The following is an 18,907-nucleotide window of genomic DNA, read 5'->3' as shown; positions in this document are numbered from 1 at the left end:
CAGTATGCAGTTTACATCATGCTATTAGCACATACATGCCCAGAAACGGTTACCAGTTTCAGATTCAGCAGGGCGACAACGATAAGTATATGGTGCACCGCCTGCTACATTAGGAGTCTGCTGCTGTGCCAGCTGTTGTGTGTCGGTAAGGCGCTTTAGTGCTGACTTTTTAATTTGTAATTTCATTTTCTTTTCCTTGAGTTGAATATTTTATGATCGCTGAATAAATCAACAAGAATAACGTGCCATTTCAAAAACAATAAATCAACAATTATTTTACTTTAATTAAGAATCGTCCGTCATCCATTCCGACATTCTCGCCATAATTTCATCTTCGCTTAAGTCTTCAAGGTGCGTTCCAATTGTCCAGACATGACCAAACGGGTCTTGCAGCGTCCCGGCTCTGTCACCGTAAAACTGGTCAACGACAGGACGAAGCTCGGTCGCCCCGCAGTAACAGCCTGAGCAAACGTACTGTCGACATCAGGTACATACAGCATCAGACTAACTGGTGTCCCGCCTAACTGTTGCGGGCTTTTAAAGTGCATATCAGGGCACATATCAGATAACATCAGATGAGAGTCGCCAATTTTCAGCTCTGCATGCGCTACACCACCATCAGGCATGGGCAGCTGCATAACCAGCTCGGCAGAAAAAGCCTTACGATAAAATTCTATAGCTTGTGCAGCATTTTCGGTGATTAAATAAGGCGTCAGGGCATGGTAGCCATCGGGTATCGCTGAAACTGTCATGGTGATTTCCTCACAGATTGCAGGCAGCGCCACCCTACAAAACGGCATAGGTACATGCCCTTCTTTAAAGTGGTACTGCCGTCAGGCATTTGCATCTCTTAAAGCTAGTCCAGTTCAGTCAAATGTCGAGTGTCGGACGTCAAGACGATGATTGTGAATTTGGGTTAACGCTTTTTCGCCACTGTAAAAAACGCTAAACTAGGTCTTTTTGATGTCCGACAGTGAGAGCATGATGCAACGTAAAAAGCTGGTAAATCACCTCAATGAATATCTAAAGCCTTTTCAAATCAAAGATTATTGCCCAAACGGCTTACAAGTTGAAGGCAAAACCGAGATCCGCAAGGTGATCACCGGTGTCACTGCCAGTCAGGCACTGATTGACGCAGCAATCGACAGACAAGCCGATGCCATACTGGTGCACCATGGCTATTTCTGGAAAGGCGAAGACCAAACAGTAACCGGTATGAAAAAGCGCCGCCTGCAAAGCTTGCTCGCGCATGACATAAACCTGTTGGCCTATCACCTGCCTCTGGATGTGCACCCTGAGGTGGGCAACAACGCACAACTGGGTAAGCTGCTGGGCCTGACACTTGAGCGTCCATTGGAACCCTGGAACAGCAACAGCGTGGCAGTAAAAGGCAAACTGAGCGAGCCCATGGCTGCGACCGACTTTGCCGCTTTGATTGAACAGAAGCTGGGCCGTAAACCACTACTCAACCAGGCGGGCGATCACCTGATCAAGACCATTGCCTGGTGCACAGGGGGTGGACAGAGCTTTATTGATCTGGCGGCCAGTCAGGGGATCGATGCTTATCTGACAGGAGAAGCGTCGGAACAGACCATTCATTCTTCAAATGAGCAACAGATCCACTTCTTTGCAGCGGGACACCATGCTACCGAGCGCTACGGTGCCAAAGCTTTAGGAGAATACCTGGCTGCGCAGTTCGGTCTGGATGTCGAATTTGTTGATATCGACAACCCGGTATAATCGCACCATGGCAAGACATAAACAGCGCACCCTCAACAGAAATGAGGATCGCAATTTCAGCGAGTTAACCGGTAAATTTAAAAATAACATTTATGGCACATCAAAGGGCAAACTGAGAGAAGCAGTGCTCCAGCGAGACCTAATCCAACATGTGCCCTGGCTGGGTGTCGACTGCGAAAAAACGGTGCTTGATGTTGGTGGCGGCCAGGGCCAGCTGGCGATGTTTTTGGCACAGCAGGGCCATCACGTCACTCTGATAGATATCTCAAAGGAGATGCTGGCTCAGGCTCAAACACAGGCCGAAACCCTGGGCGTCAGCGACCGTCTTACCCTGATCCATGCCCCATTACAGGCACTGCCGGATCTGAACCTGGGTCAGTTTGATTTGGTACTTTGCCATGCTGTACTGGAATGGCTGACTGAACAACAAAAGGCGTTAAAACTGCTGTCAGACAGGTTAACCACTGAGGGCTATCTGTCTTTAATGTATTACAATCGTGCAGCTCAGCGCATGGCCAACATGGTGTATGGCAATTTTGACTATGTGCTTAATGGTTTACAGGTCAAGCAGAAAGTCGGGCTAAGCCCCAACCGACCACTGGAGCCGGATGATGTAAACAATTGGCTCGGCGCTTTACCCCTGCAAAAATTGAGTCAGTCAGGTGTACGTTGCTTTCATGATTATTTGCGGGAATCAGATAAAGCGAACAGTCAGTTTGACGCACTATTGGCACTGGAACTCAAATATAATCAGCAAGAGCCCTACGCCTCACTTGGCAGGTATACACATTTAATGATGCAATGCCATCACACAACTTGAAGGTAACAATAGCCATAAAAAAAGACCCTGGCACCTATAATCCAGTGCCAGGGCCGAGACATGTGTTCAGGTCTTTAATCCTGTCGCCATACACCCACATTGCTCAGCGAATGTATGTCAATGCCAAAGGTCGGGAGAGCAACAATTTAACCGTGGCACAGCGCAGCGAAAAAGTCATCACCTGTCCTTTGAATCATTTTGAAAAGCATTATTTTCAATCACTTAAGTCTATATTTTTTGTAGCAAAGTGAGATAATATTTTACCATAGAGCTGTGGCCGCTGAGTCGCAACCCCTTGTCCGCCACTGTTTTCGATCACCTGCAGCATCTCCTGACTGTCGATCAGCGTGTAGAAATAATACGGTGTGTGATTACCGGATGCTCTGAGCTGCTGCAACAATTTCAACCCCGCCAAAGGCTCCTGGGCCCTGCCCATATCAGAAATAATCAAGTTGTACTCATACATTTGTAACAACAATAAGGCTTCTTCAGTGGTTTTCACGGGATAGACACCAATATGGTGGCGCTCAAAGTAGCGCTTTTCCTGCAGATTATTCTGTGGGTTGTCGTCCACCCAAAGTATCCGCCCGATAGCATCCACCGGTTCACCATGACGCAATATTGGCGTCTGTTCAGTGCTATGCGTCATCAGGCCAACGAAGCACAGACAGGCGATCACCAATACAGGTAACCAATATCGGGCAGGCAAGGCATTGTGCTCTCGCAAAGACATCATTTGCATCGGCTGAGCCGTCATCGTTGCGGTATCAGTACTGCCCACCGTCCCCATTAAAGAGCCTGTCGCCTGATGCTCGGTGACCTCGATGGCAGGTGCGAAACGATAACCCTGACCACGTACGGTAACGATGCAATTTTGTTGTATCCCTGCGCGGTTTAACTGGCTGCGCAGATCTGAAACCAGTTTAGGCAATGACCAATCTGAAACCACAGTATTTGGCCACAATAACTTGACCAATTCGGCATGCGAGCAAACCTGTGGCCGGCGCTGTATTAGATAATTGAGAAGCAAAAAGGCGCGGTCATCCAGCTGCGTTGACCGCTGATTGATGATGACGCACTGCGTAGCAACATTCAAACGCGCGTTGGCGAATTGAAACTCCATAACCCTGACAATATTCTTGTTATTATCGCACCAGCGTAGCGGATTTTTTATTCACATACCAGATACAAACACTTGAATACTTATCAACTTTGGTCTTACTGGTGCAATACTTTGTTTCGAATTTTCGATTTATAAATAATAAAATCAAACAATTAAACTTATTTATCCAACCAGTCAAATGCCCGTTGTAAAAAGGCAACCGCGTCTTCCTCTATGATGAGGCCATGTGCCATCACCAACCGCTTTGGCGCCCAGCTTAACATCTTGTGTAAATGCACCCTCGCCGTATCGTGATGGAAAATAAAACTCAGTCGCCAGTCTAGTGGAGTCTGGCCTTCAGGTGCGACCACACCCGCGCCTTTTGCCACAAAGCGCTGGAAGGTGTTCAGGCTCTGGGGATCAAAATTTTCAATCAAATCGGTGACCAGTAACGTGCCACTTTCAGGGTGATAGAACACCGCTTCTTCCATTGCCGGTGAGCCCGTAAAAAGCAGCGTTTTCAGTGTATTATCCCAGGGGTAATGATGGTCGTTATCAAGGATATCATCAAAACTGAGTGTCTCACACTTGTCTTTGACTTCCTGTGTACCAAAGGTTTGCGCTTGTGGATAGGCCTCCTGCCAGGGTGCCATAAACAGGTGGTGGAGGTGATTGGGTGCAATCAGATAGGTCACGGGCCCAAGCGAATCGACCTGCTCACGCAGCTCAGGTGTCAGGCGAATTGGACTGTGTACCCACAATCCGCCGCAAGGTAAACGTACTATCGTCATTCGGGTAGTGAAAGGCATGGTGAAAAAAGATACCGCTTCACCATCGAAGATCCAAATATTGTCGTCCAGCTGTCTCATGGTCATCTCCCTGGGGATCTCACTTCCCCTTAGCCAATTAATTAAAAATAAGAAAAAGTAATGAGATTTGAGACTAGCATACTTGCTGATAATTTATCCAATTCGCCACAGAGCCCGCCAAACTGACACGTACACTTTAGTTTACTGACAAACGTCTTTGAGTATTTGCGCACCCAAATCACGCATAACCTGAGGCTCTGGGTGCGTATGAGCAAAGGTACGCAACCCGTAAATACTGACAATGAGGCCGCGCGCTCTGTCCAAAGGAGAGCGCGTACCTGTCAACTCACCTTGCTCGGCAATACGCTCAAACACTGCACACAAAGCATTACGCCACATGGCACATTGCTCACTGAGAATAGCCTGGGCCTCCGCATCCTGCTCGGCCAGCTCGTTCAGCGCTTTTTGCGTCAGACACAACTTTTGTGGTTCGCAACTCACACATTCATCCACGACATGAGTCAGGTAGGCTGAAAGCCCTGCTCTGGCAGATGAGTGCTGTGAAAACAACGCCTGTAACTCATCACCACGATCCCGGTTGTACTGCTCCAGAGCCGCCAGCAACAGACCGCGCTTATTCTGAAACGCGCAGTAGATAGACCCCGGGTGTAAACCCGTTGCAGCTTTGAGATCCTGCATACTGGTTTTTGCATACCCCTTTTCCATAAATGCCGTCATCGCGGCCCTGAGCACCTGCTCTCTGTCAAATTCTGCACTGCGCATTTCTTTCTTCTCCTGTTCAGGCATAGTGCATTTTACTCATTTTTGAATAAATGTTCAAAATATACTTGAACGCTCGTTCAAATGATCATATCTTGAATAAGCATTCAAAAACTAACCGGGTCCTATTATGATGAGCAAACTGTTTGAAACTTATGCATTAAATGACAAAATCTCACTGAAAAACCGTATTTTAATGGCACCACTCACTCGCTGTATGGCTGATGATCAGTTGGTGCCGACCGACGCCATGGCACAATATTATGCGCGTCGCTCAGAGGCTGGTTTAATCATTTCTGAAGCCACAATTATTCGACCCGACGGGCAAGGCTACCCAAATACACCGGGCCTGTTTACACCTGAACAAATAATTGGGTGGCGCAAAGTGACAGATGCTGTTCACGCCAACGGCGGCAAAATATTTGCTCAGTTGTGGCATACCGGCCGGGTTGCGCACCCGCATTTCTTTGACGGTGACAAAGTGTTGGCTCCCAGCGCAGAAAAAGTAGAAGGTACAGTGCCACGCATGCGCGATTTGAGTTACATCACCCCCACGCCAGCCACGGTTGAAGAGATCTCAGTGCTCGTCGCAGATTATGCACAGGCAGCCAGCAACGCCATCGACGCGGGATTTGATGGTATTGAACTTCATGCCGCCAATGGTTACCTGATTGACCAGTTTTTGCATCATGACAGCAATAAGCGTACTGATGAGTATGGTGAAACGCCGCAAAACATGAGCCGCTTTGCGCTGGAGGTTATCGACGCCATCAGTAACCGCATTGGCGCTGAGCGAACAGCTGTCAGACTGACACCGGGTGCCTATTTTAATATGCAGGCAGATCCACGCGACAAACCGGTCTTTGACTATTTGCTGGCACAACTGGAACAGCGCACACTGGCTTATGTGCACATTGGTATTTTTGACGACGCCATGGAGTTCGATTTTCTGGGTGGCAGAGTCTCGGACTATGTCAGAGCAAATTACAGTAAAACCCTGGTCGGTGTGGGTGGCTTTACACCACAAACTGGCGAGCAGGCGCTACGTGACGAACGCTTTGATTTACTGGCAATTGGCAGACCTTTCATTGCCAACCCAGACTATGTGGAAAAAGTCAGACAAGGTGACGCGCTGACCCCTTATTCCGAAGACATGCTGACAAGCCTGGTGTAATACCATATAAATTCGATGCGGGTGAAAGGCGCCCGCACACTTGCTCTGGTGCGCACTACTGCCCGGCAGGCTCTGTCGGTGTTATCACCGGAAGTTGCTCGGCCTGCCAGCTAAGATAATCGCCGCTAAGGTGCAACAGGCTGAACCCCTGCTCCATCAGTGCTTGCTCAAAAATGGCTGCCCGGCGTCCCGAGCGACAATAAACCACCAGCGTCTGGGGTTTTAGTGTTGCCAGCAAAGACTGGTGCTGAGTGATTTGATCAAAAGGGATGTTAATCGCGCCTTTCAGGTGCCCGGCCTCAAACTCTTTTTCACTTCTTACATCTACAATGACATGGGGCTGAGCCGACATCTGATTTCGCAATAACGCCTGCTGGGTGATGCTCTCTGTGGCAGCCTGAGCAAATAAACTCACCAGAGCAAACAACAAAAATAAACCTTGTTTAATCATATAACACCTTATGTCTTTTAGAATTTCTGCTAATCGCAAGCATAGCAAAGCCACGGTATGTTTACCCAAAGGAATAATTTACCATCAAAACAATCAAAACAATCAAAACCAAGGAATACCCCTCCCGCAAGGAGGTTAATTCCCCACATCAGAAACACCATTCAACTTGGCAATTTTTCACTTTGAAAACTTACCATTTATTTTACAATTACTTATTTATTTGATCTGGCTCATTGGTCAGACAACTGCGGCTATAGTCTAATACCCACCAGCATAGTTTGCATCTATTACTGGTTATTGGATGAGAGTGTTCGCTCCGACTATAAGTAAAAAAGGAACACCAACTCAAAACTTGAGCTTTTACTCTATTTTGCTATATTTTTTATCAGGCTTTGCGTTGACGAGCATTGCCCCCTTACAAGGAACGCGCTAATAACAACGAATAAACAGATGCAAATTTGTCTTGAGAATTAAATATATCGGTTATGAATTCGTCACAATGACGAATGACAATAACATCAGTTCGTAAACCTTTCGGTTGGTGTAAACACAACCGGAAACGTGGCTTAGAAGTGCGATAGTTGAGCCGCCTTAAGTTCGGAAGAGCAATATGGAAAGCAAAAAAATCGCAGTCGTCACTGGTGCACTGGGTGGCATCGGTTCAGCTATCGTCAAAGAGCTGGTAAATGCAAACTGTTTTGTTGTGGCTGTTGCCAGTCCGCGTCGTACCTCAGCGGATATTGACGCCTGGCTCAATGAGCAGTCGATCAACCCGGCAGCCGTGCATGGCATCTTTTTGGATGTCACAGATCATCAGGCCTGCCAACAGCAGCTCGATGATGTTATTGATCAATTTGGTCGCATCGATATTCTGGTCAACAATGCAGGCATCACACGGGATACCTCATTCAAAAAGATGACCCTGGCACAGTGGCAGGAAGTTATCGACACTAACTTCAATTCCATGTTCAACATGACCCACCCGGTTTTTGCACACATGTGTGCAAACAAGTCAGGTCGTATCATCAACATTTCGAGCGTAAACGGCCAAAAGGGTCAGTTTGGTCAAGCGAACTATTCAGCTGCTAAGGCCGGCATGATCGGCTTCAGTAAAGCACTGGCTTACGAAGGCGCCCGCGCAGGCGTGACCGTAAACGTGGTTGCCCCTGGTTATACGGCAACACCTATGGTCGAAAAAATGCGTGAAGATGTGCTTGAAAGCATCAAGGCACAAGTGCCGATGCAGCGCTTAGCCACGCCACGTGAAGTGGCTCAGTCGGTCGCTTATCTGGCGTCTGATCAGGCAGGCTATATCACAGGTGAAACGCTGGCGATTAACGGCGGACTTTATATGAACTAAGCGGCGTATATCAGGATTGAGCATACGCTCTGAAGTACCTGGGCTGTAACGCTACCTATACGGACTTTTTTGATAAACAGGAAGCACACCATGTACAACGATCTAATGAAAACTTTTACTGAGCAAAGCGAGCAGTTTTTCTCTCCGGCAATCAAGTTCAACCAACTGGTTGCTAAAAACATTGAGCAACTGGCGCAAATCCAGCTTGATGCAACAGAAAGCTTCACTAAAACCTCTGTTGAACAACTGAAAACTGCCGCTGAAGTAAAAGATGTTAAGTCTTTCATCGACTTCAATGCCAGCCAGCTTACTGCGATGAACAAGCTAAGCCAGCAAATGATCGACGACGGTCAAAAGCTGACTCAACTTGGCAATGAGTTCAAAGAGCACCTTGACGCTATCTCTAAAGACAGTGTTAAAGCCACTGCTAAAGCTTAATCGCTGTCGTCTGCCCCTGCCTGTTGCGGGGGCATTTTTTTAGCCTGTTTTTTGTAGTGGCTGATCCGCTATACCAAACACGACACAAGACACGTGCAATCAATTTGCCTATTAGGACACGAGTAATGGATACCGATAACACAGATCTTAATAAAACGCTGACTGCCTGGTGGCAGTACAATCAAGATCTCTACACCATATTCAGTAATAACCTGCTCAAAGAAAACCCCGTTCAACAAGCCCTGAACGAGCAAAGTGCCCGGGATTTTGGTGTCTGGTTGAACGAAATAGCGAAGCAGCCAGAAACCTTTGTTCAACATCAGTTTGACTGGTGGCAGGAACAAATCAAAATCATGCAACAAACCTGGGGTCAGGGATTCGATACCGAACAACCTGATATCATCGAAACAGAGCGCGGGGATCGCCGCTTCAAAGCCGATGAATGGCGTGACAACCCCTGGTTTAATTACATCAAGCAAAGCTATTTGTTGTTTGGTCAGTCTTTACTGTCGTCTATCCGTGAAACACCGGGACTGGACGACAAACTCAAAGAGCGCCTGGAGTTTTTTGCCCGTCAGGTCGTCAACTCAATCTCCCCCAGCAACTTTATCTCCACCAACCCTGAGCTACTTAAGCTGACTTTGGACTCCAAAGGCGAAAACCTTATTAAAGGGTTGGAAATGTTTAAAAAAGATCTGGCCAAAAGTGGTGACATGTTGCGTATCAGCATGACTGACGAACACGCCTTTGAGTTAGGTAAAGACATTGCCACCACCCCGGGGCGCGTGGTATTTCAGAACCACCTGTTCGAATTGATCCAGTACGAGGCAACCACTAAAGAGGTGTTTAAAACGCCGCTGCTGATAGTACCCCCGTATGTCAACAAGTACTATATTCTCGATCTGAAACAACAAAACTCACTGGTAAAATGGTCTGTCGACCAGGGCCATACCGTGTTTATGATCTCGTGGAAAAATCCGGATGCCAGCATGGCTGAAATCGGCTTTGAAGATTACGTTGTAGATGGCGTGATAGCCGCGCTGGATGCCATTGAAAAGCAAACAGGTGAAGCCTATGTCAATGCAGTAGGTTACTGTATTGCAGGAACGTTGGTCACAACCGCCATGGCTTACTTTGTTTCGAAACGCATGAAGCATCGCATCAAGAGTGCCACGTTATTGACAACGCTGCTGGATTTCTCACAGCCCGGCGAGATTGGGGTTTTCGTCAATGAACCGACCATTTCTGCGCTGGAGAAATACAACCTGCAAAATGGCATCATGCACGGTCACCTGCTGGGTGTGTCTTTCAGCATGCTGCGCGAAAACAGTTTGTACTGGAATTACTACGTTAATAATTACCTCAAAGGTGAAGCGCCCATGGATCTGGATCTGCTTTACTGGAATGGTGACAGCACCAACCTCACTGCAAAATGTCATAACTTTATGTTGCGCGATCTGTATCTGGAGAACCGCCTTGTACAACCACGCGAGGTAGAAGTCAGAGGCACAAAAATAGACCTGAGCAAAGTGAAACAACCGATATACATGTTATCGACCCGGGATGACCATATTGCGCTGTGGCAGGCGACCTTTCAGGGGATTCAACACACCAGCGCAAAAACCACTTTTGTACTAGGTGAATCGGGTCATATTGCCGGGGTTATCAATCCTCCAGCCGCTGAAAAATATGGTTTCTGGTATGGTCCGGACGCAACTGGTGACGCCAATGCCTGGCTCGACAAGGCCAAGCACGAGAGCGGCTCCTGGTGGCCACACTGGGGCAAGTGGTTAAGCCAATATGTGGATGAAAAAATCCCTAAGCGGGCCACCAGCAAAAAAGATAACCCAGGTATCTATGCGGCACCCGGTGAGTACGTCAAAGTTAAGATCTAGTACCAATCCAGGCTGCACTCGCGCAATCTCTCATGTTATAAGCCATTCGGAGTAGCGGATGGCTTATATCAATCACTTTTGCCGGGTGAACTCTCTGTGATTGGCCGACACCATATGTAAACCACTCAACCTGACGGCCTGTTTACTTAACCTTGGAAAGTCTTTCCTCAGTTTATAACTGTGATAGAGGTTGCTAAAAATACTGCTGCGAGACAAGCTGTCTAGTTGGGCAAGAAACACTTTTGCACTGTCGGGCTGACCATCCGGGGCACTCGCTCTGCAACAGGCCTGATAGCGCTTGAGCAAAGCGACCAGGGTCAGGCTGGGATCTTTTTGCCGCAGAGCCAGCTCTGCTTCGATAAAAAATGCTGCCCCGCTCCAATATACCCGAGCATGTGCCCTGCGCCGCCACATATCTTCACTGACTCTGGCCAGAGGGCCCGGTGTATCCCAGGTACCCAGGCGGCCACGCTCCAGCCCAGCCATAATCCGCTGCACATATTCATCGGCATCTATGACTCCAGAATGCAGCATAATGACGTTTTGCAAATAAGTGGCCAGCCCTTCCGCCAGCCAGAAATCGGGATAATCAAATAATGGATGATATAAATGCGCCAGCTCGTGATACAAGGTCCAGTCACGGATCAACTGCTGCTCTGTCGCAAATGCACTGACATGTAATTCGATGCCATCCACATTCCCGCGGTTAACCGCTCCCCAGGGCACCGGCTCACTACTTAAATAGACGTTTTGAAGCCTGACGGGCAGCTGGGATTGCGCAACAGGTCCTAAGGTCTTTTCGGTAGCTTCAAGGCCCTGCGTTAGCCAACTAGTGACAACGGCTTGTCGTTTTTCACTCAGTTGCTCAAGCTGCTGATAGACCAGTTCTGTGGCCCACCCGGGTGAGCACAATAGTAAAGCACCTATTAATATCCGCATGACCCCTCCTGAGCTTCTCTCAGTCCACCATAACATATCAGACCCAGTTGTAATGCACTGTAATAGTCAACAGAGCGCGAAGCACTACACTTTCTCGCAACATAACCAACAGCGTAAGGAACTAATTATGGGGCAAGGTGGATTTATTACGCTCGTCAATAGTACCGATTCGGACTGGACTCGTACGGGCCAGCACGCATACCAGATGAATGCCTGGGAGTTTCCCGACACCATTGCGGCCAAAACCAGTACCAGGGTCTATGTCGAATGGGATCAGGGTATTTTTCATGACCAGCAAGATGACGCAGCAGAAGTCTATTACACCATCAACGATGGCCATCACTCGTGTTTTCAGATTCAGGCCCGGGCGAAAAAGGGCTTTGAGCTTCAGGTGGTGTTCGATAATCTGGTCTCCAGTGGCAATCCCGCCGGGTCAACGCTCAGGCTGGGTTGGCAGCACAACGGCATGGTGAGCTTTATTCTTGCCGGGCGTTACGGCGACTACACGGGTTCTAACCTGCAAAGCGCAAGCTGGATGAGTCAAAACCTGGCCTTGCTTGGCGATAAAAAGCTGCGCGACCTGTGCATTAGCGGCTCTCATGACTCGGGTATGAGCGTGTATACCTCAGGCACTGCATTTGCCCATAGCTGCAATACACTGACACAAAGTGCCAACCTTCAGGGCCAGCTGATTCTGGGTGCACGTTATTTTGATATACGTCCGGTGATAAGTGATGGTGACTACTACACAGGGCACTATAGTGAGATTAGCCAGATTGGTTCCTGGCAAGGCGCCAATGGTCAGTCTATTGCTTCGGTTGTCTCGGACATCAACGCGTTTGTTGCCCACAACAACGAGCTGGTGATCCTGAATCTCTCCCATGCATTAAATACAGATGTGGGGAACACACATTATCGCCCATTCACTCAAACTGAGTGGGATGGCCTGTTTGACGCCTTGTCGGGTCTGACTCATCTCTATATGGCAGATGCCAGCAGCGACCTGACTCAACTGACACTCAAGCAGTTTATTTCAGGCAGTGCCGCCGTGTTACTGATTGTAGAAGACAGTAATGTAGAACTCGGAAAACGTGCAGGCAAAGGCTTCTTCCCGGCCAGCAGTTTACCTGTGTACAACAGTTATGCAGACAAAAACACCGTTGCAGCCATGGCTGACAATCAGCTAGAAAAAATGCAGCAACATGCGCCTGAGGACTATTTTTTACTGTCCTGGACGCTGACACAAGATGCCACTCAGGCCACAACCTGTGCGCTGGGAGTAACTTCCAGCATTAGAGCGCTGGCCGATGAAGCCAATCAAAACCTGGCCTTCCTGCTCTATCCGGCAATCACGCCACAGGCCTACCCTAACATCATTTATACCGATAACCTGCGTAACAGCGATGCCGCCGCTATGGCCATGGCTGTAAACTGGACCGTGTTGTCCTGATGGCCCGTTTCAGGGTCTGGCTCAGGCCCTGCTTCATTCAGTTAAAAGCTCACTCGTTAAGAGCAAAATTTCTTGTTAGACACACATGCCGATTGCCCGTTTAATGCGCCCTATACACGATACTTGTTTAAATTACTTTTACCCGTTAAGGAACGTTAATGACAGATTTGATCTCTTCTGAGCAGGCACGTGAATGCTACAACGTGCGCCACTGGAGCCAGGGCTTCTTTGGTATCAATGATCAGGGAGAGGTAACCGCCATGCCGACAGTAGATAACCCGGGGCACGCCGTTACTTTGACACACATTGCCGCGCAGATTAAAGCGCAGGGCTATGGCTTACCGGCTTTAGTGAGGTTCCCACAGATCCTTGAGCAGCGCGTCAATGACATCTGTCAGGCGTTTAATACCGCAATTGCAGACTACCAGTATCCCAAAGACTACCTGTTGGTTTACCCCATCAAAGTGAACCAACAAAGAGAAGTGGTTGAAGGGCTGATAGCCAGCCAAGATGGCAAAGAGAGAAAGCAACTGGGCCTTGAAGCAGGCAGTAAAGCCGAGCTATTGACCGTGCTGGCATTGAGTGAAAAAACCAGTGCTGTAATCGTCTGTAACGGCTACAAAGACCGCGAATATATTCGTCTGGCGCTGATCGGCGAAAAGCTCGGCCATCGGGTGTATATCGTGCTCGAAAAGCGCTCCGAGCTGGACCTGGTGCTGGCCGAAGCCAAAGCGCTTAATGTCACGCCAAGACTGGGCTTGCGTGTTCGTCTGGCGTCGCAGGGCAAAGGCAAATGGCAGGCTAGCGGCGGTGAAAAGTCTAAGTTTGGCTTGTCCGCTTCTCAGGTGTTAACTGTGATTGAGCAGCTAAAACAAGCAGACATGCTGAGCGCATTGCAACTGGTGCATTTTCACCTGGGTTCGCAAATGGCCAATATTCGTGATGTACGTTTAGGCGTAAGCGAAGCGGCGCGCTTTTACTGCGAACTGCGCAGACTGGGCGCTAACCTGATCAACCTGGACGTGGGCGGTGGCCTGGCGGTGGACTATGACGGTACACGCAGCCAGTCGCATAACTCGATGAATTACAGCCTGGCTGAGTACGCCAACAATGTAGTGTACACCATAGGTGATACCTGTCAGCAATATAACCAGCCGATGCCGACCATAATTTCGGAATCGGGCCGGGCGCTGACGGCACACCATGCGGTGTTGATTACCGATGTAGTAGGCACTGAAAGCTACCAGCCGGAGCAGCTGAGCGCGGTTGCCAGCGATGCCCCACAGCTACTGCGCAATATGTGGCGTTCGTGGCAGGCACTGAGTGAGCAAAGCGACGACAGAGCCCTGATTGAGCTCTATCACGACACACAAGGCGATCTGGCGGAAGTGCACGGGCAATTTGCCATGGGCTTGCTGTCGCTGGAGCAACGGGCCTGGGCTGAGCAGGTAAATTTGCGTATTTGCTACGAATTGCAGCAAAGAATGGACAACAAAAACCGTTTTCATCGTCCGATCATCGATGAGCTGGGCACCAAACTGGCCGACAAGTTCTTTGTGAACTTCTCCTTGTTCCAGTCACTGCCCGATGCCTGGGGCATAGATCAGGTGTTTCCTGTGCTACCGCTGAGCGGCCTGACACAGGCGCCGAAAAAGCGTGCGGTGCTGCTCGACATCACCTGCGACTCTGATGGTGCGGTGGATCATTATGTCGATGGTCAGGGCATTGAAAGTACCCTGCCTGTGCCTGAGTACACGGCGGATTCGCCCTACTTGCTGGGCTTCTTCCTGGTCGGTGCATATCAGGAAATCCTGGGCGACATGCACAACCTGTTTGGCGACACTCACAGTGTGGTGGCCCGGGTGGATGCGCAGGGTCAGCTGCAAATGGACGACGTCGACGCAGGCGACAGCGTGGCAGATATGATGCGTTACGTACATCTGGACGTAGCAGCATTTAAAGAGAACTTTATTGCCCAGGTGAATACCCGACTGGAAGAGGCCGATCGGGCCATGTGCCTGACCGAACTTGCGTCGGGCCTGGAAGGCTACACCTATCTGGAGGAGTGCTAAGTGAAGCAGTTGTTCGACCATTGTGACCACTCGTTATACTCAAACGGCATGACGTTTTTGCGTCAGCCCATGGTGCGAGATATCGCCCATATTGAGTCCGACGTGGTGGTATTGGGGTTGCCATTTGACTTGGCCACCTCAGGTCGTCCCGGTGCCCGTCTGGGGCCGGATGCGATCCGCCGTGCCTCGGTTCACTTAGCCTGGGAAGGTAAACGCTATCCATGGCAGTTTGCTTTGTGGGACAAAATTAGCCTGCACGATGCTGGCGACTTTACTTATCCGGTGGGGATCCGGAATACTTTACCGCGCAGCTGGAATTGGCGGCAGAGCAGATCCTCCATCAGGGTAAAGCCTTACTCGGACTGGGCGGCGACCACTTCGTCACCCTGCCCTTGTTACGGGCGCATCAGAAGATACATGGCAAAATGGCCTTGGTGCATTTCGATGCCCATACCGATACCTACAGTCAGGGCTCACGTTATGACCATGGCACTATGTTTTTTCATGCCCCCAGAGAAGGACTGATCTGTCCGGAGCACTCCATTCAACTGGGGATCCGTACTGAGTTCGAGCAAAGTAATCATGGCTTTGCCGTGGTCGATGCGATGCAGGCCAATGATATGGATGCCCAGACCATTGCTGAGCAGATCAAGGCCAGAGTCGGTGAGCTTCCGGTCTATCTGACCTTTGATATCGACTGCCTGGACCCGGCCTTTGCACCTGGCACCGGCACGCCGGTATGTGGTGGCCTGAGCAGCGACAAAGTGCTGAAGATCCTGCGTGCACTACAAGGGGTTAATATCGTTGGTATGGATGTGGTGGAAGTCTCGCCCTCATACGATCAGAGCGAGCTGACGTCTATCGCCGCGGCCACCATCGCCTACGAATTGCTCCATTTATGGGCCATTCGCCACAAATAATTTAAAGCGCCTTCGGGCGCTTTTATATTTTGCCATTAGTGGATTTAGTTTATCTTCACATACAGATATGCTTTGTGACATCGAGCAAAAAACGAAAAAACAAACACATTGCTTTGTTGCTTTAAGCACAAAAACCACCCAAACCATGCCTTTTTCGTATCCTCTTTTTTTCCTATCACTGCTAACTTATTTCGGTGCTTTTGGCGAGTTCTTTCAGGGAATAGCCCTTAGCAAGGAAGCAGAATGATGTGTCGTACCCAGCAACAAACTGAATAAATAAACAAACACACATCACTGCGAAAAAATGGATGACGTCTCTTTGGTCAATTGGAATGGTCAAGCTTATGAAAACACCTCATTATGCAACCCTCTGTGCCGGTGCGATGGCGCTCGGTTTATCAGTTCCTCTGCTGGCTGCAAGCAGCGACAACGCCAACTCAGGCGTGGGGATTAATCTCACCGGTATTAATTACTGGTCAAGTCAGTGGACCACACTGGATGTGATGAAGCATGCTTCTAACGGCAGTGGCCAGCTGTGGGCAACCAGCAATGCTCATACCTGGGAATTTAACACCGGCGATCAGGCACTACTGGACTTGGACGAGCATGGCTGGCCGCGGTCTTTGCCTGCGGATTCACCCGACTCACCTTTTCACTATGTCACCACCATTATTTATCACGATAACCCGCACCATCCGGTCGGCGAGTTTGTGATCTTGTACGAGGGTGAAGGTGAGCTCTATTACTCCGGTCCGGAACTTATCAGCTCCGCGCCCGGACGCGACGTGGTACGCATGGCTGCAAACAGTTTCTTCCATTTGCAGATCCATGCCACCGACCCAAACAATACCGGCAACCATCTGCGCAATATCCGTATCATAGCCCCGGGCGGCAGTTGCAGTGACGCCGCTACTGATTATGCCGCCAGCGCGGCAGACTGTGCCAGCCCTGAGCAGTTTGTCTCGTTCGAGCACAGCTATCAGGAACGGATATTCCATCCACTCTTTTTGGATGATATGCGCCAGTTCCGTACTTTGCGTTTTATGCAGCTGCTGAGCACCATAGACAACCCCGTTCAGCACTGGACGCAGAGGAACCAATACGATTACGCCAGCTGGGCCCTCAATGGCGGCAGCCCCTATGAAGTGGCCATTGCCATGAGTAACAAGCTGGGCGCAGAGCCCTGGTACACACTCCCGGTTCGGGTAGATGATGACTATATCCGCCAGTTTGCCCGATTGCTGAAAACGCAAAGCGAAGGGAATTCTGCGATTTATGTGGAGTTTGGTAACGAGCTGTGGAATAACGCCTGGCCGTATATTTTCGATGGCTTGTATCTCGAAGAGCAAGGCAAAGCCCTGTGGCCCAACACCAGTTACCACGATATTGAATATCGTATGAACTACTATGGGCTGCGCAGCTCGCAGATGTGCGACATCATCAAAACAGAGTTTGCCGAGGAAGCGGGCCGGATACAATGTGTGATGGGCGGTCAGACTGGGGTGCCCTGGATAAGCGAGCAGGCACTGAACTGCCCGATCCACGCAGCGGGCGTGGGCCAGCGCTGTGCCGACAATATGGATGTACTGGCGGTGGGCAGCTATTTTGCCGGTTACTTTGCCGACCAAAAATATCTGCCCATTTTACAGGGCTGGGCTAGTGAAGGGGCCGAAGGTCTCAACAAGCTGTTTGAGGAAATGGACTCGGGCGTACTGTATGGCCTGACCTATAACCCCGATGAACCACCCTGGTGGCAGGCACCTGAGCATGGCGCGCTGGCACAAGCCAGAGACAATATTCAGGGCAACCTGGCACTGGCCCAGCAGGATGGCCTGATGCTGGCAGCCTATGAGGGCGGGCAGCACCTTACCTATGCCGGAGATATTCGTGATGGCCGCGATACCATCAGTGAAGCCTTGTTCCTGAGCGCCAATCGCGATCCACGCATGGCGTCAGCGTTTACCAACCACCTGAACGACTGGCAGGCGTCTGGTGCCGGACTATACGTGGTGTTTGAAAGCATCGGCCGGTGGGACAGCTGGGGCGCATTTCCGCTCAAAGAGTATCAGACCCAGACCCGTGCGCAGGCACATAAATACGATGCCGTGCTGAACTTTATTGAACAGACGCCCTGCTGGTGGACTGAGTGCGAGCAAAACGTACAAAGTAGTGATAATACCGATAGCTTGCCAGCAGGTGAAGACTCACCTCAGGCCGCGATGTTGAAGCTGAGCTCGTCAGCCTTGTTTGACAGCAATGGCGTTCGCCTGAACTGGCAATTCAATCATGTTGCCGAGATACAGGTGAAGTTTCTGGTTTATCGCGATGCGCAACTGATCTGGCATACCACCGCCAACAGTTACGATGATCACTGGCTCCCGCTTAATCAGGCCTATCAGTATCAGGTTCGGGCTGTACACCGCGACACGGGCACAGTGATGGCAGAGGCAAATCTGAGTAGTAAAGCCGGTGACAGCGAAGCCCCCTCTGCCCCCGCTCAGTTCAGTGTGCAGTCGAATGGCGCTTATGGCGCAACATTGCAATGGCAGCCTAGCGCAGATAATCAGGGCATTCGCTTTTACAAGATTATGCGCAACGGCCAGCCCTATACCCTGAGTAATGAGGCGCGTTTTGACGACCCCTGGCCACCCAAAGGGGAAGTCAGCTACCAGGTTATCGCTGTCGACCTGGCAGGCAATCAGTCAGATGCTTCGCCTGTCGGCACTCTGATTATTCAGTAATATACGCAGGCTGCCAGTATCAACTGGCAGCTTTTCAAACCAGCAAAGCCTCGTTTTTAGCGCTTTAACTACCTAATACAGCCACACAAACCAAAACAAACCACCCAAAACAACACCTTATTGATTGGTTTGTCATCAGTCTGACATTTTTTCAAATTTTTTACTAAAGAAGTCGCACAACCGGACGATACACTAATCATGGCAGGCAGCGACTAT

General features: G+C 49.7%; 15 protein-coding genes and 2 pseudogenes. 10 read left to right on the top strand and 7 right to left on the bottom strand.

Annotated features, from left to right (window positions below; translation table 11 throughout):
- Nucleotides 1-24: 24 nt before the first annotated feature.
- Together ELR70_RS24840 and ELR70_RS10435 are read right to left on the bottom strand one after the other, a co-directional pair.
- Entirely contained in the window at nucleotides 25-186 is a 162-nt protein-coding gene (locus ELR70_RS24840; RefSeq protein WP_164881444.1) for a hypothetical protein, read from the bottom strand.
- A 99-nt stretch (nucleotides 187-285) separates the two neighbouring features.
- Nucleotides 286-752, bottom strand: a pseudogene (locus ELR70_RS10435) (VOC family protein).
- A gap of 232 nt (nucleotides 753-984) precedes the next feature.
- Between ELR70_RS10435 and ELR70_RS10430 the strand changes: the two are divergent.
- Complete coding sequence (locus tag ELR70_RS10430; RefSeq protein ID WP_054016571.1) at nucleotides 985-1,740, top strand: Nif3-like dinuclear metal center hexameric protein; 756 nt, start codon at nucleotides 985-987, stop codon at nucleotides 1,738-1,740.
- A gap of 7 nt (nucleotides 1,741-1,747) precedes the next feature.
- Nucleotides 1,748-2,560: a methyltransferase domain-containing protein gene (locus ELR70_RS10425; RefSeq protein ID WP_054016549.1), complete on the top strand. Its 813-nt coding sequence runs from the start codon at nucleotides 1,748-1,750 to the stop codon at nucleotides 2,558-2,560.
- 214 nt (nucleotides 2,561-2,774) lie between these two features.
- Here ELR70_RS10425 and ELR70_RS10420 read toward each other — a convergent pair whose 3' ends face one another.
- From ELR70_RS10420 to ELR70_RS10410, 3 genes are all read right to left on the bottom strand, one after another.
- Nucleotides 2,775-3,683 (bottom strand): winged helix-turn-helix domain-containing protein, encoded by a 909-nt coding sequence (locus tag ELR70_RS10420; RefSeq protein ID WP_054016548.1) that lies wholly within the window; start codon nucleotides 3,681-3,683, stop codon nucleotides 2,775-2,777.
- Nucleotides 3,684-3,841: 158 nt separating this feature from the next.
- Complete coding sequence (locus tag ELR70_RS10415) at nucleotides 3,842-4,531, bottom strand: DUF4336 domain-containing protein (protein ID WP_054016547.1); 690 nt, start codon at nucleotides 4,529-4,531, stop codon at nucleotides 3,842-3,844.
- A gap of 141 nt (nucleotides 4,532-4,672) precedes the next feature.
- On the bottom strand, nucleotides 4,673-5,254 hold the full coding sequence (locus tag ELR70_RS10410) for a TetR/AcrR family transcriptional regulator (RefSeq protein WP_054016546.1): 582 nt from the start codon (nucleotides 5,252-5,254) through the stop codon (nucleotides 4,673-4,675).
- 127 nt (nucleotides 5,255-5,381) lie between these two features.
- Between ELR70_RS10410 and ELR70_RS10405 the strand changes: the two genes are divergently transcribed.
- Complete coding sequence (locus ELR70_RS10405; RefSeq protein WP_054016545.1) at nucleotides 5,382-6,425, top strand: alkene reductase; 1,044 nt, start codon at nucleotides 5,382-5,384, stop codon at nucleotides 6,423-6,425.
- 55 nt (nucleotides 6,426-6,480) lie between these two features.
- On the opposite strand, the gene ELR70_RS10400 is transcribed toward ELR70_RS10405, so the two are convergent.
- Nucleotides 6,481-6,876 carry a rhodanese-like domain-containing protein gene (locus tag ELR70_RS10400; protein WP_054016544.1) on the bottom strand — a complete coding sequence of 132 codons (396 nt, stop codon included), beginning with the start codon at nucleotides 6,874-6,876 and terminating at the stop codon, nucleotides 6,481-6,483.
- Nucleotides 6,877-7,486: 610 nt separating this feature from the next.
- On the opposite strand from ELR70_RS10400, the gene ELR70_RS10395 reads away from it, so the two are divergent.
- The 3 genes from ELR70_RS10395 (at nucleotide 7,487) to phaC (ending at nucleotide 10,569) form a co-directional block, all read left to right on the top strand.
- The gene (locus ELR70_RS10395) at nucleotides 7,487-8,236 is read left to right on the top strand and encodes an SDR family oxidoreductase (RefSeq protein WP_054016543.1); all 750 of its coding nucleotides are present in this window, start codon (nucleotides 7,487-7,489) and stop codon (nucleotides 8,234-8,236) included.
- A 90-nt stretch (nucleotides 8,237-8,326) separates the two neighbouring features.
- Nucleotides 8,327-8,674, top strand: a complete 348-nt coding sequence (locus tag ELR70_RS10390) for a phasin family protein (protein ID WP_054016542.1) — start codon at nucleotides 8,327-8,329, stop codon at nucleotides 8,672-8,674.
- Between the two features lie 125 nt (nucleotides 8,675-8,799).
- Nucleotides 8,800-10,569 carry a class I poly(R)-hydroxyalkanoic acid synthase gene (phaC, locus tag ELR70_RS10385; RefSeq protein WP_054016541.1) on the top strand — a complete coding sequence of 590 codons (1,770 nt, stop codon included), beginning with the start codon at nucleotides 8,800-8,802 and terminating at the stop codon, nucleotides 10,567-10,569.
- A 72-nt stretch (nucleotides 10,570-10,641) separates the two neighbouring features.
- On the opposite strand, the gene ELR70_RS10380 is transcribed toward phaC, so the two are convergent.
- A complete protein-coding gene (locus ELR70_RS10380; RefSeq protein WP_054016540.1) occupies nucleotides 10,642-11,508 on the bottom strand; it encodes a hypothetical protein in 867 nt (288 codons plus the stop codon).
- A 127-nt stretch (nucleotides 11,509-11,635) separates the two neighbouring features.
- On the opposite strand from ELR70_RS10380, the gene ELR70_RS10375 reads away from it, so the two are divergent.
- From ELR70_RS10375 to ELR70_RS10360, 4 genes and pseudogenes are all read left to right on the top strand, one after another.
- Nucleotides 11,636-12,958, top strand: coding sequence for a hypothetical protein (locus ELR70_RS10375; protein WP_054016539.1), 1,323 nt, complete (start codon nucleotides 11,636-11,638; stop codon nucleotides 12,956-12,958).
- A 158-nt stretch (nucleotides 12,959-13,116) separates the two neighbouring features.
- A complete protein-coding gene (speA, locus tag ELR70_RS10370; protein ID WP_054016538.1) occupies nucleotides 13,117-15,030 on the top strand; it encodes a biosynthetic arginine decarboxylase in 1,914 nt (637 codons plus the stop codon).
- Nucleotides 15,031-15,950 (top strand): annotated as a pseudogene (gene speB, locus ELR70_RS10365) (agmatinase).
- Nucleotides 15,951-16,294: 344 nt separating this feature from the next.
- Nucleotides 16,295-18,691: a hypothetical protein gene (locus tag ELR70_RS10360; protein WP_054016537.1), complete on the top strand. Its 2,397-nt coding sequence runs from the start codon at nucleotides 16,295-16,297 to the stop codon at nucleotides 18,689-18,691.
- Nucleotides 18,692-18,907 lie beyond the last annotated feature (216 nt).

It is taken from the genome of Pseudoalteromonas sp. R3 (assembly GCF_004014715.1).
GTDB lineage: Bacteria > Pseudomonadota > Gammaproteobacteria > Enterobacterales > Alteromonadaceae > Pseudoalteromonas.
The sequence above is the reverse complement of the archived record's forward strand: the minus strand, read 5'-3'. Positions and strand labels throughout refer to the sequence as shown.

Coding starts and splice junctions, on each gene's coding strand:
- ELR70_RS24840 (WP_164881444.1), bottom strand. CDS start 186: ATGAAATTACAAATTAAAAAGTCAGCACTAAAGCGCCTTACCGACACA.
- ELR70_RS10425 (WP_054016549.1), top strand. CDS start 1,748: ATGGCAAGACATAAACAGCGCACCCTCAACAGAAATGAGGATCGCAAT.
- ELR70_RS10430 (WP_054016571.1), top strand. CDS start 985: ATGCAACGTAAAAAGCTGGTAAATCACCTCAATGAATATCTAAAGCCT.
- ELR70_RS10395 (WP_054016543.1), top strand. CDS start 7,487: ATGGAAAGCAAAAAAATCGCAGTCGTCACTGGTGCACTGGGTGGCATC.
- ELR70_RS10380 (WP_054016540.1), bottom strand. CDS start 11,508: ATGCGGATATTAATAGGTGCTTTACTATTGTGCTCACCCGGGTGGGCC.
- speA (WP_054016538.1), top strand. CDS start 13,117: ATGACAGATTTGATCTCTTCTGAGCAGGCACGTGAATGCTACAACGTG.
- ELR70_RS10405 (WP_054016545.1), top strand. CDS start 5,382: ATGATGAGCAAACTGTTTGAAACTTATGCATTAAATGACAAAATCTCA.
- ELR70_RS10390 (WP_054016542.1), top strand. CDS start 8,327: ATGTACAACGATCTAATGAAAACTTTTACTGAGCAAAGCGAGCAGTTT.
- ELR70_RS10420 (WP_054016548.1), bottom strand. CDS start 3,683: ATGGAGTTTCAATTCGCCAACGCGCGTTTGAATGTTGCTACGCAGTGC.
- ELR70_RS10400 (WP_054016544.1), bottom strand. CDS start 6,876: ATGATTAAACAAGGTTTATTTTTGTTGTTTGCTCTGGTGAGTTTATTT.
- phaC (WP_054016541.1), top strand. CDS start 8,800: ATGGATACCGATAACACAGATCTTAATAAAACGCTGACTGCCTGGTGG.
- ELR70_RS10410 (WP_054016546.1), bottom strand. CDS start 5,254: ATGCGCAGTGCAGAATTTGACAGAGAGCAGGTGCTCAGGGCCGCGATG.
- ELR70_RS10415 (WP_054016547.1), bottom strand. CDS start 4,531: ATGAGACAGCTGGACGACAATATTTGGATCTTCGATGGTGAAGCGGTA.
- ELR70_RS10375 (WP_054016539.1), top strand. CDS start 11,636: ATGGGGCAAGGTGGATTTATTACGCTCGTCAATAGTACCGATTCGGAC.
- ELR70_RS10360 (WP_054016537.1), top strand. CDS start 16,295: ATGAAAACACCTCATTATGCAACCCTCTGTGCCGGTGCGATGGCGCTC.